At 64.8% G+C, this 12,372-nt stretch carries 9 protein-coding genes, 1 tRNA gene and 1 pseudogene; 7 read left to right on the forward strand and 4 right to left on the reverse strand.

The annotated features are described in order from the left end of the window. Positions 1-59 precede the first annotated feature (59 nt). A complete protein-coding gene (locus ASE95_RS08510; RefSeq protein ID WP_056636020.1) occupies positions 60-581 on the reverse strand; it encodes a glycine zipper 2TM domain-containing protein in 522 nt (173 codons plus the stop codon). A 237-nt stretch (positions 582-818) separates the two neighbouring features. On the opposite strand from ASE95_RS08510, the gene ASE95_RS08515 reads away from it, so the two are divergent. The 6 genes and pseudogenes from ASE95_RS08515 to ASE95_RS08530 all read left to right on the forward strand — a co-directional run. After that, positions 819-2,744 (forward strand): CocE/NonD family hydrolase, encoded by a 1,926-nt coding sequence (locus tag ASE95_RS08515; protein ID WP_056634472.1) that lies wholly within the window; start codon positions 819-821, stop codon positions 2,742-2,744. 155 nt (positions 2,745-2,899) lie between these two features. Further along, positions 2,900-5,497: a PAS domain-containing protein gene (locus tag ASE95_RS08520; RefSeq protein ID WP_056634475.1), complete on the forward strand. Its 2,598-nt coding sequence runs from the start codon at positions 2,900-2,902 to the stop codon at positions 5,495-5,497. Positions 5,498-5,712: 215 nt separating this feature from the next. Beyond that, positions 5,713-7,809, forward strand: coding sequence for a malate synthase G (locus tag ASE95_RS08525; RefSeq protein WP_056634478.1), 2,097 nt, complete (start codon positions 5,713-5,715; stop codon positions 7,807-7,809). 315 nt (positions 7,810-8,124) lie between these two features. Further along, on the forward strand, positions 8,125-8,247 hold the full coding sequence (locus ASE95_RS18435) for a hypothetical protein (protein ID WP_268795818.1): 123 nt from the start codon (positions 8,125-8,127) through the stop codon (positions 8,245-8,247). Beyond that, positions 8,247-8,411 carry a hypothetical protein gene (locus ASE95_RS17620; RefSeq protein WP_156347938.1) on the forward strand — a complete coding sequence of 55 codons (165 nt, stop codon included), beginning with the start codon at positions 8,247-8,249 and terminating at the stop codon, positions 8,409-8,411. Before ASE95_RS18435 ends, ASE95_RS17620 begins: the two co-directional genes overlap by 1 nt. Before the next feature lie 178 nt (positions 8,412-8,589). Then, a pseudogene (locus ASE95_RS08530) lies at positions 8,590-8,772 on the forward strand (IS3 family transposase); the annotation flags it as partial. A gap of 370 nt (positions 8,773-9,142) precedes the next feature. Here ASE95_RS08530 and ASE95_RS08535 read toward each other — a convergent pair. From ASE95_RS08535 to ASE95_RS08545, 3 genes are all read right to left on the reverse strand, one after another. Next, positions 9,143-9,216: transfer RNA gene (locus ASE95_RS08535), tRNA-Gly, on the reverse strand. 158 nt (positions 9,217-9,374) lie between these two features. Next, positions 9,375-10,400 carry a tyrosine-type recombinase/integrase gene (locus ASE95_RS08540; protein ID WP_056634480.1) on the reverse strand — a complete coding sequence of 342 codons (1,026 nt, stop codon included), beginning with the start codon at positions 10,398-10,400 and terminating at the stop codon, positions 9,375-9,377. An 86-nt stretch (positions 10,401-10,486) separates the two neighbouring features. Further along, on the reverse strand, positions 10,487-10,825 hold the full coding sequence (locus tag ASE95_RS08545; protein ID WP_056634483.1) for a hypothetical protein: 339 nt from the start codon (positions 10,823-10,825) through the stop codon (positions 10,487-10,489). Between the two features lie 608 nt (positions 10,826-11,433). Here ASE95_RS08545 and ASE95_RS08550 point away from each other — a divergent pair. Continuing rightward, on the forward strand, positions 11,434-12,333 hold the full coding sequence (locus ASE95_RS08550) for a DUF6615 family protein (protein WP_056634486.1): 900 nt from the start codon (positions 11,434-11,436) through the stop codon (positions 12,331-12,333). The last annotated feature ends 39 nt before the right edge of the window (positions 12,334-12,372 follow it).

Raw genomic sequence — 12,372 nt, forward strand, 5'->3', positions numbered from 1 at the left:
CAAAGGAGGTGACCAGATGGCGCGTTCCGCATCGTGATCGATCCGGAACGCGGCCGGCATCATCGCCGGCAGTAAGGGGAGTTGTCGGCACGCTCGACCGCGTTGCCTGCCAATGCGCCGGCTCCCGCGCCCAGCACCGTACCCAGCGTGCGATCGCCGCCCCGGTCGATCGTTCGACCCAGCAACCCGCCGGCGATCGCGCCGATGACCGTGCCGGTGGTACCGCTCTGGCAACCGCGATTGCCGTCGCGATAACGGCGGGCATCACGATAGTATCCGCCGCGATCGTCGCGCTCATATCCCCGTGAGTCGTCCCATCCGCCGCGATCGTCGGCGTAACGCCGCTGGTCGCTCCATGCGCGGCGATCATATCCGTCGTAGCGGGGTTCGTCGTTCCAGCCATCGCGATGCGCCTGACGATAGGCGCGGCGGTGGTCACGATAGCCGTCGTCGTCATAGCCCCGATCGTCGCGTGCGTAATAATCCGACCGATCGTAACGCTGCGCCTGCGCCGCCACGGGCGTCAGGGCCACCAAAGCCAACGCCATCGATCCCAGTCCGGCCGACATCTTTCTCAGCATGTTTTCGCTCCCGTGACGCATCACCGCCGCACCGGAAATCAGCTGCGACGATCACGCAATGGAGCGGCGCGGTTGAGTGGCCGCTGAATGCATCCGTTATCCTGCGTTAAGCCAGCCCCGATGCGGTCTGGGCGAAGCCGGTATCGCCGCGCCGCGCTGCCGGGTGCCCTTGCCCGTGCTTGCGGTCACGCCGATCCTGCCGCAGAGATACGGCAACCATCCTGCCGGAGTTCCCCCATGCCCCGTCTTGCCCTGCTGCTGCCGCTGATCGCCCTTGCCAGTGCCGGGGTCAGTGCGCAGCAACAGCCGCCGGCCAGCGGCGACATTCCTGCGACGTTCCGGCTTCCCACCGCCGCCGACGACTTCGTCAAGCGCGAGGTGATGATCCCGATGCGTGACGGAGTGAAGCTGCACACCGTCATCGTCGTGTCGAAGAATGCGACGAACGCGCCGATCGTGCTGACGCGCACGCCGTACAATGCGTCCGCCCGCGCCAACCGCAGCGACAGCCCGACGATGCTGAACGCCCTGCCGCTCGCCGACGAGATCTTCGTGAAGGGCGGCTACATCCGCGTCTATCAGGACATCCGTGGGAAATATGGATCGGAGGGTGATTACGTCGTGACCCGGCCCGTGATTGGCGCGCTGAACCCGACCAAGGTCGATCATGTGACCGATGCATGGGACACGATCGACTGGCTGGTGAACAAGGCGAACCTGCCGCAATCGAACGGGCGGGTCGGGATGATCGGTTCGTCCTACGAAGGTCTCACCGTCGCCATGGCGCTGCTCCATCCGCACCCGGCGCTGAGGGTCGCCGCGCCCGAAAGCCCGATGATCGACGGCTGGATGGGCGACGACTGGTTCCACTATGGCGCGTTCCGGCTGGCCAATATCGCGTGGCTGGGCGGGCAGACCGGCTACAAGGCGGGCGGCACCGTGCCCCCGACCGGCGGCTGGGACGATTACGACAACTTCCGCGAGGTCGGCTCGGCCGGCGACTGGGCGCGCAAGTCCGGCTACGATCAATTGCCGTACTGGACGCGCATGTCGCAGCACCCGTCCTACGACGGCTTCTGGCAGGGGCAGGCGCTCGACCGGCTGCTCGCCGCCAATCCATCGAACGTTCCGACGTTGTGGGAACAGGGTTTGTGGGATCAGGAGGACATGTACGGTGCGATCACCGCATGGGAGACGCTGAAGGCCAAGGGGAAGGTCGGTAACAACTTCCTCGTGATGGGGCCGTGGCGGCACAGCCAGATCAATCGCGACGGTCGCAGCCTCGGGCCGTTCCAGTGGAACGGCGATACCGCGGCGCAATTTCGCGAGCAGATGGTGCTGCCACTGTTCGACCAGTATCTGAAGGACGGACCGCCGGCCAACCTGCCCGCCGCCGCCATCTACAACACCGGCGAAAACCGTTGGGATCGCTTCGCCGACTGGCCGCTGGCCTGCGCGCAAGGATGCGCCGCGTCGCTGACGCCGATGTATCTGCAGGCCGGCGGAGGACTGGCGACGGGCAAGGGCACGCCCGGCGGCGATGCCTATGTGTCCGATCCCGCCAAGCCGGTGCCGCACCTGCCGCGCCCGGTCAATTTCGGCGATGGACGCTGGGGCGACTGGCTGGTCAGCGATCAGCGCCATGCCGATGGTCGCCCCGACGTGATGACCTACACCACGCCGGTGCTGACCGCCCCGATGCGCGTGTCCGGCGCCCCCATCGCCGACCTGTATGCCGCCACCACAGGCAGCGACGGCGACTTCGTCGTGAAGGTGATCGACGTCTTCCCTGCGGAAAACGCCACCGACCCGAAAATGGGTGGATACCAGCTGCCGATCAGCCTCGACATCTTTCGCGGCCGTTATCGCGACAGCTTCGAAAAGCCGAGCGCGATCCCGGCGGGCAAGGTGCAACGCTATCGCTTCCGGCTGCCGACCGTGAACCATGTCTTCCAGCCGGGGCACCGCGTGATGGTGCAGGTGCAGTCCAGCCTGTTCCCGCTCTATGACCGTAATCCGCAGACGTACGTGAAGAACATCTTCTTCGCCAAGGCGGGCGATTACCGCAAGGCGACCGTCACGATCCAGCGTGGCGGCGTGCATGCCAGTGCGGTGCTGCTCCCGATCGTCGCCGTGGAACAGCCGCAAATCGCTAAGCGGTAGGCGGAGGTCGATCGGCGGACGACCACGATCCGACAAGCTAACATACGGCAATCGATTGGCATGCTTTGTTGATCGTGTGCAGCTTTCGTCGCAGCATGATGCGGGGCCGAACGGGGTATGCCGCGTAGATGAAGCGACCTTTTGGCACGAGCGAGATGGCTGAGCGAATCCGGTCGTTCGATTGGGCGAGCACGGCCCTGGGCGCGCTGTCGGGCTGGCCCCCCGAATTGCTGTCGACGGTCGAGACGATGTTGGCGATACCGGGGCCGGCGACGCTGCTGTGGGGCGACGCGTACCTTCAGATCTACAACGACGCTTATATCGATATCGCCCGTGACCGGCATCCCCATCTGCTCGGCCGACCTGCGGCGGAGGGGTGGCCCGACGTCTACAATGATGACGCCGCGCAGCGCCTGGCGACGGTGCGCGCCGGCGGGTCGCTGTCGCTCGCCGGGCTGGAGGTGGCGTTGCGCGATGCCGGGGGCCGGTACGAGCAGCGGACGTTCGACATCGCCTGGTCGCCGGTCCGGGACGCTGCCGGCGCGGTGACGGCTGCATTGCAGACGCTGGTCGAGGTTACGTCGCATCGGCGTGCGACCACGCGCATGCGGGAAAGCGAAGCGCGCCTGCGCGTGCTGGCTGAAACCGGCGACCACAAGCTGTATCGGATGAGCGCGGACTGGCGACAGTTGCTCAGCATGGAAGGAAAGGGTCTGTGCGACGACGTTTCCGAACCAATTGACGACTGGATCGAGCGCTATGTCACACCGGAGGACCGTGCCGATGTCGCCGCTGCGGCAACGGCGGCCATCGCAGGCCCGACCATGTTCGAGCTGGAATATCGCATCCAGCGTCCCGACGGTTCGATCGGCTGGGTGTTGTCGCGCGCCGTCCCGCTTCTCGCCGCCGATGGCACGGTCGCGGAATGGTTCGGCGCTGCGCTTGACGTAACGGCACGGCGCAACGCGGACGAGGTCCTGCGGCGCAGCGAGGAACTGCGCCGGATCGCGCTCGATGGGGGAGGCCTCGCGGCATGGCGAGTCGACCTCGCGGCGCGTCAGATCCGTGGCGACGCGCGTTTCTTCGGCCTGTGTGGCCTCCCGCACAGCGACGAGGGCCGCCCGATCGAGGATTTCACCGACCTGCTTTCCCCAGCGAGCGCGGCGGCGGTCGCGCGGGTCGCCGGGCGGCTTATCACGCCGGGCGAGGAGTTCGACGGCGAGCTGGAGATTGCCGCCGGGCCTGGCGCCGGGCGGTGGTTGCGCTGGCGTGGCCGCGCCGATGCGGCGTCGGCCACGGTGATCCAGGGGGTGGTGTTCGACGTCACGGAGCAACGCCACGCCGTGGCGGCGGTGCGTGACCGTGAAGAACTGCTGCGGCAGTTTGGCGATGCTTCGCAGAACGCCCTTTGGATCCGCGATGCCGCCTCGCTGCAGTGGCGTTATCTGACGACGGCGTTCGCCACCATCCACGGGCTGACCCGCCGTGAGGCATTGGCGGGGGATCATTACCATCGCTGGATCGAGCAGGTTCTGCCCGAGGACCGCCCCGCGGTCGAACGTGCCGTAGCGCAGGTGCGTGATGGAGAGCACGTCAGCGTCGACTATCGCATTCTCCGCGCCTCGGATGGCGAGACACGCTGGTTGCGCACCATCGAATTCCCCATCCGTGACGACGACGGTCGCGTCGCGATGATCGGCGGGATCGCGGCGGACGTAACGGCGTCCCGGCTCGCCCGCGAGGCGCTGGAGCGTAGCGAGGAGCGGTTACGCAGCGCGGTGGAGGTCGGTGGTATCGGCCTGTGGGACTGGAACATCGCCACCGACGAGGTGCATTGGTCGGATCAGCATTATATGTTGCAGGGATTTGCGGTGGGAGAGGTTGAGCCCAGCTACGCCGCGTGGCTGTCGCGCCTGCATCCCGACGATCGCGGGCAGGCCGAAGTCTTGCTACAGGCGGCGATGGCGGACCGCACGGCCTATGCGCACGAATATCGCGTGATCCATCCCGATGGTTCTCCGCACTGGCATGCCGGCCGGGGACGGTTTTTCTATGACGACGACGGCCGACCGGTGCGAATGGTCGGGGCGATGATCGATGTCACTGCACGACGGAACTGGGACGAACGCCAGCAGGTGTTGATCGCCGAGCTTCAGCACCGCACCCGCAACCTGATCGGCGTGGTGCAATCGCTGGTCGACAATATCGTACGTACCAGTCGCGATCTGCCCGACGTGCGCCGTCGCCTGAGCGACCGGTTGCAGGCGCTCGCCCGTGCGCAGGGGCTCTTGTCGCAATTGAGCGAGGAGGATCGCGTAACCTTCGACGCGGTGCTCGATGCCGAACTCGCCGCCCTGGACGGCAACGCCGCACGTGTCACCCGCCGTGGACCGCCAGGCGTGCGGCTGCGTTCGTCGACCGTTCAGACGCTGGCGATGGCGTTGCACGAACTGGCGACGAACGCGGTGAAATATGGTGCGCTGGGGCAGCCCGGCGCGCGGCTGGCGATCGAGTGGCGCCTCGAACGGACGAATGACGGCAGCGGCCCGTGGCTGCACATCGACTGGCGGGAAAGCGGTGTGCGGATGCCGGAACAAGACCCCTCGGCAACCACGGCGGGTTCCGGTCAGGGACGCGAACTGATTGAACGCGCCCTGCCATATCAGCTTGGTGCGCGAACATCGTACACGCTGGGGGCGGACGGCGTGTGGTGCATGATCTCCATTCCGGTCTCGGCACGTGGCGAGAGGTGAGGCCCCGCCGTGAACGCAGGCGGGGAGATGGCCGGCACGCATGCCTGCGGAATGCTCGTGCGTCATGATGCGGCGGACAGCGCCTGATAGGATGCCGGCCACGACTCTTTTCCTGGGAGAGGGCAACTCTCTTCCTGGAAGAAACAGCGTGTTGAACTCACGCCTACCCGCGGGAGTGAGACGGGTTTATGCCGGCTGGCAGAAGGAGACGACCGATGACCGACACCATGATCCAGCGTGCCGGCCTGCACGTCGCCGAGGTTCTGGCCACCTTCATCGAGCAGCACGCCCTGCCTGGTACCGGCATCGCGCCCGATGATTTCTGGCAGGGCGTCGCCGGCATCTACGCGCGCTTCGCACCCGAAAATGCCGCGCTGCTGGCTATTCGCGACGCGTTTCAGGCGCGCATCGACGAATGGCACCGCGCACATGCCGGCCGGCCGGTCGATCAGAACGCATACCGCACATTCCTGCACGATATCGGCTATCTCGTCGCCCGTCCTGCACCGTTCGCGATCTCGCCCGCCGACGTCGACGACGAGGTCGCGCGAATCGCCGGGCCGCAGTTGGTCGTGCCGATCCTCAACGCCCGTTTTCTGCTGAACGCCGCCAATGCGCGCTGGGGCAGCCTGTACGATGCGCTTTACGGGACCGACGCGCTTCCCGGACGCCCCGCGACGACGGGCTACGACCCCGATCGCGGAGAGCAGGTGATCGCCTGGGGCCACGCTTTCCTGAACCGTGCGGTGCCGCTGTCGAACGGTAGCTGGCGCGATTGGGCGGGCGGCACTCCCGAACTTGTCGATTCGTCGCAGCTGGTCGGGCGGGCCGGTGATAACTTGCTGCTGCGTCACCATGGCCTGCATATCGAGTTGGTGATCGATCGTTCCCATCCGATCGGACGGGACGATCCGGCGGGGCTGGCGGACATCGTGCTGGAATCCGCGGTCACCACCATCTGCGACCTCGAGGATTCGGTCGCGGCGGTCGACGCCGACGACAAGGTCGCCGCGTACGCCAATTGGCTTGGCCTGATGCGCGGCGATCTTCGCGAGACGTTCGAGAAGAACGGCGCCACCATCACCCGTCGCCTGAACGACGATCGGACCTATCTCGATGCTTCGGGCACGGCTTTCCGGCTGCCCGGCAGAAGCCTGTTGCTGGCGCGCAATGTCGGGCATCTGATGACTACCCCGGCGGTCAGGCTACCCGATGGAGCGGATGCGCCGGAAGGCATTCTCGACGCGATCGTCACCAGCCTGATCGCGCTCCACGATCTGCGGCGCAACGGCGAGCACGTCAATTCGCGCGCCGGCTCCATCTATATCGTCAAGCCCAAGATGCATGGACCGGACGAGGTCGCATTCACCGGCCGCCTGTTCGATGCGGTTGAGGACCTGCTCGGGCTGGCGCGGTACACGATCAAGGTCGGCGTCATGGACGAAGAGCGCCGCACCGGTGCCAATCTGGCCGCGTGCATCCATGCGGTGCAGCAACGGATCGTGTTCATCAACACGGGCTTCCTCGATCGTACCGGCGACGAGATCCATACCGCGATGCAGGCCGGCGCGATGGTGCGCAAGGCGGAGATGAAGAACGCCGCCTGGATACGGGCATATGAGGATCGCAACGTGCAGATCGGGCTGGCCTGCGGCTTTTCCGGTCGCGCGCAGATCGGCAAGGGCATGTGGGCCGCGCCCGACCGGATGCGCGACATGCTCGACCAGAAGATCGCGCATCCGCGATCGGGCGCGACCACCGCCTGGGTGCCTTCGCCAACCGCCGCGACGCTCCACGCCACCCATTACCACCTGATCGACGTCGCCGCGCAACAGGTGGCGCGTGCCGCCGAAGGGGAGACGCCGGTCGACTCATTGCTGACCATCCCGCTCGCGGCGCGGCCAGAGTGGTCGCCCTCCGACATCGCGGACGAAATCGACAACAATGTGCAGGGTATCCTTGGCTATGTCGTGCGCTGGGTCGATCAGGGGGTCGGCTGTTCCAAGGTGCCGGATATTCATGACGTCGGACTGATGGAGGATCGCGCGACGTTGCGCATCTCCTCGCAGCATATCGCGAACTGGTTGCTGCATGGCGTAGCGACCCCGGCGCAAGTCGATGCCGCCTTCGCCCGCATGGCCATGAAGGTCGATGCGCAGAACGCCGCCGATCCCGCCTATCGCACGCTGGAACCGGCCGGTCTGGCGATGCAGGCTGCCCGCGCGCTGGTGTTCGAAGGCGCGGCGCAGCCGAACGGCTACACCGAACCGTTGCTCCACGAATATCGACGACGTGCGAAAAGACAGCGCTGACCTATGTCGGTCGTGAGGCGTAAGTATTGGCAGGGGGCGGGAGTGCGCCGTCAATCGTCCCGTGTGGTCGTATCACACGGCGACCGGCGGTAGCCGGCGGCCGCCGCGACCGGGTCCGCTTCTGCCGTAATCAGACCTTCAGAAGTATGCTGCGTCGGTCGAGCGCATGCGCGAACCAGCAGCACGCGAACGTATAGGCCAGCGCGCAAAGCAGCGATCCCCTCGGTCCGGGGACGGCAGCTTGAAACCAGGCCGCGCCGATCCAGCTGTCGAGGCCGGTACCTGCCGGCCGCACCGCGGTCGTCGTGGGAGAAGATGCGCGTGGCGATCGGGCTGCCAGCCGACCGCGGGCAGGCGGGCGCCAAGCTGATCCGCCGCTCGATGGCGACGCTGGTGCGCAAGCGGATCGGCGAGGCAACTGGCGACAGGGCGAGTTGATGCTCGGCCACGTCAAGGCGTCAATCAGCGACATCTACGCAATCCCGGATCCGGCCAACCTCGGACTCGCGCTTGCCGCCACCGCGGCGATCATCGACCAGATCGAGGCGCTGGTGCCGGGGGCTTTCACGATAACCGCCGCGAAATCGAAGATAAACAACTGAAGGTAAGACTCGACTTCCCATCTGCGCACGTGATCTAACCTGTGATCTGAAACAAGGCATAGTGGACACGCTTTGGAAAATTGGAGAGTTCCCCTGAGGTGAAAGGCGAACTCGATGACGAAGCAGCGACGGTTCACGAAGGAATTTGAGAACGAAGCGGTACGAATGGTGGGGACCAATGGTCGAGACGTTCTTCAAGACCATCAAATCCGAACTCGTCTGGCGGACGGTCTTCTACACCCGCGACCAGGCCGCGCAGGCCATTGCCCGCTAGATCGACGGATTCTACAACCCGGTCCGGCGCCACTCCGCGCTCGACTATATCAGCCCCGCGCAGTTTGAACGAACCGTGTCACGCTGACCAAATGCCTCTCCACTTAAGCGGGGCACGTCCATAGTCCGCCGGAATGATGTGCTCAAAGAGAGCCCTCGTTGCCCATCGGGGCGTCGGGAAATTATCCGGGCTGTCAGCGGGCTCAGATCGCTGTGCCATGACCGCATGTGATGTGTTCTGCATGGCAATCCTCGCTAAGCCGTAGGGCTTGGATCACGACCGTGTTCATAGGAATCCTAAAACGAGTTCGGTTTGGCTCGATGATGACTCGGCTCGGCGCAACCAGCCCGCCGCCGCTTGATGCGACGAAATTGCGACGCGTGCAAAGCGGTGGGTTTGTCACCGCGCGCGCACCGCGCCCGTTTTGCGGCGATCGTCAGGAAATGTCGGAAAAGTGTGGAGCGGGTGAAGGGAATCGAACCCTCGTCGTAAGCTTGGGAAGCTTCTGCTCTACCATTGAGCTACACCCGCATATCAACGACTTATCGTTGAAAAGGCCGCTGCCGGATCCCGGTTTACAGTCCGGTTTACAGCGGCGACGCCAGCCAATGCCATGAGCGTCATCCTGCCGTCAACACGTATGCCGATACCGACGTTCGATAACGGAGGGCGAAACGCGACCTAGGCGGTCAATCCGCGATGAGGCCACGGGCGATGCGTTTGCCCAAGGCGATCTGACGAGCGGTATCGTCGACGTAGATGCGGCGGATGCGCTCGACCTCCGTTTCGGACCAGCCCATGATGCTGGCGATCTCAGCGTCCGTGAGGTCCGTCGTGGTCATGAGGTAGGTGGCGAAGGTGCCGCGAGCATCGTGCAGATGCTTGTGCCGCCTGTTTGACTGGCCCGCCTGATCGACCTCGACATGAAAGATACTTGCCAGCTTGGCGATACGGGAAACCTCCTTGGTGAGCGTATCGAGGTTCCACGGCCGTCCCTTCGGGTTGACCAGCACCGTGTCCACACCTGACGCACGCGTATGGTCCTTCAGCCTCGCGAGGACCGCGTCGAGTTCTGGAATTCGCGGAACCGTCGCGAAGTGACGGCGGCCTCGGCTGGTCTTCTTCGCCTTCTTGACGATCGCGAACTCGCCAACCGACGCCCATGTTAGGCGCGCGAGATCTTCTCGTCGAAGCCCGGTCACGGAGCAGAGCAGCACGGCGTAATAGACGCATCGATCTTTTTCTCCTGCGGCCTTTTCGAACGCGAGCAGGTCAACCTTCGTCCACACGATCTCCGCACGCTGCCCGTTGACGTAGATCTTCCCAATTTTCTCGGCGACGTTGATCCGCAATGCACCTCGCTGGATGCCGTACTTCAGCAGCGCTCGTAGCACGGTGACGCCGTTATCCGCCGCCCGCGGCGTGGCGGCACGAGCATCGCGCCAGTCGACGACTTTCTCGATCATCCGCTCATCGTTGAAGATCGCGAGTGGAACCTTGCCCCATTTTCCCTCGATCGTACGGACGATCGAGCCCCAGGTTTTCTTGGTATTCTCGCTCAGTCGCGACCATTCCGGGCTCGCCTGCCACTTGTCGATGAGCGTCTGTAGCGTCGTGGGGTTCGGCTGGCGGGCTGCGTCTCGATCCCTCCTCGCGGCGGCGAGACTTTCCAGCGCCTCGGTCGTCAGGTCCGGTCGGGCTCCATCTGCCGACATCACGGGAGGACCACCGCGCCATGCATAGACGTGCCAACGGCTGCTCCCGTCCGCGAGACGCTTTCGGACGAAGTGCAGTCCCCTGATCACAGGCGCGATTCCCATTCGCGGAAGATGTCTTCCGGGGTCGTCGGAGCGGGCTGAGGTGTTTCCGCAACGCTCAGGCGGATGGTGCCATCGGTTTCGACCTCGAGCCTGCCGATGGGCAGACCGGCTTTCATAGCCGCGCGGATCGTGCGGCGGATCGCAACCGCGCTGATCGGGCTCTTCTTGCGCGATACGCGCACGCCATTTTCCTTTCGAGAACCGGTGGTCTCGAAATTGGCCTCATCCTTCCCCCTGCCGGGGCGGATCGAACGGGTGTTCTGATCCGAACGGCTCGCGATGGTCGCGAGGCATTCGAACCCCAACCCGATGGGGTTCATCTCCTCTACCGAGGAGAGCAGCGGTTGGACGAACGGTGTCGGACTAGGCCGGGTTTCGTCCACCTCCGCACGGCGCGCTGACGCCTGGTGTGCGGCGGGTTCTTTAGGATCCAACACGGGAGCGCACTCACGAGCTGCCGCTGGCAGACCCCCGGCCTAGGTGACGACGTTGACCGAGGGCCTGCCAGCGGTAATTCGGAGAGCCTCGCCGCACCGAAGCGCGGCCACGGCCGTGCTTCACAAATCAGCCTGGCCCGGAATAGGCGAGGAGGGAAGAGCCTCCATCGCACTGATCTACATTAACTTGATCACGTTACGCGTGAGGCCGGTGGAAGGATGGATGACCCAGTTCCGGACGCTCAGGCCCCAAGCCGGGCTATCCGAAATCGGTCACTCATTCACTTAAGTCTGACGATCCTCCATCCGCAACGCCGGCTTATTTAGACAATCGTTGGAGTGGTCCGGCGGCTTAGCCGGGTGGCCGACCCGGCTTGATAGATCTTTGACCAGCCTCAAAGCGTCGTCTGTCGTGATCCCACCCGGTCTTGCCTCTTGAAGCGAAAGGCGCCCAAATACCCCACCCGCGACGATCATATCGGACTTGAAGAATGGCCACCCTGTGCGACCTCGCCACGCGCCTGCCCCTGGTGATCGGGAACCTGCTCGACCGCGAGGCCAAGCTGAAGCGTGGCAGGTTCCGCGAAGAGACGATGACCGACATCGTCACTGCCGCGCTGGCCGCGTTCGCCGGTCCCGAGCTTGTCATCTCCTATCCTATCGAAAAAGATACGGGTGCGGATCTTGATCTGCGGTTCTGGAATGTCGAAGCTGACCGCAGCCTCTGGGTGCGCATACAGGCCAAGCGGCTCAACGCCGCCGTGGTCCAGAACAGGAACCGCTCATACGGAGAGCTGCTGCACAGGCCTTCTGTCACCGCCGACTACCAGTTCCGAACTCTGCGCGACACACCTTGGCCCTGGGTTCCCCTCTACCTCTTTTACAATCACGCAAGCGTGGCGGGAGACCCGCACTTCAGGGGTCTGGTCCCTACCGTGTGCGGCGCGAACCTTGCCTATGCCAGCGACGTCGCGGCGGACTTGGAATCGAAGCTCGCGGGCGCGGGGGCGACGCCGAGGACCGGAATGTTCAACGGACGGCTCTCCCTTCTGCGACGCCACTTCTTCGGGCTAGAGGCGCTGCTCTGCCCTGGAGGCGGGCTCCCCGGCACGACCGTCCCGACGCCCGAACGGGTTTCGGCCGCCCTCAGGGACCGCTACAATCGGCGGGACGCTTCCTTATCCGACCAGCCCGTTGGAGAGGAGATCCTGCGAAGGTTATCGGAGCCCCTGACCCTGATGCCGGAGCGAGGTTCGGACGCACGCCTGCAGGATGGTTCTGCGGTCCGCGTGGACCAGCGCCTAAAAAACCCGACGGTGACCTTTATCTCCGGACGCACTAAGGACCGGCGTACGCCGAATATCAGCGAGGTGGCGCCTCAGCGGATGTGAGTTCCATACAAGATAATACATTTTGTCGCCTTCCAGGGC

Origin of the sequence: Sphingomonas sp. Leaf231, assembly GCF_001421995.1 — a bacterium.
GTDB lineage: Bacteria > Pseudomonadota > Alphaproteobacteria > Sphingomonadales > Sphingomonadaceae > Sphingomonas.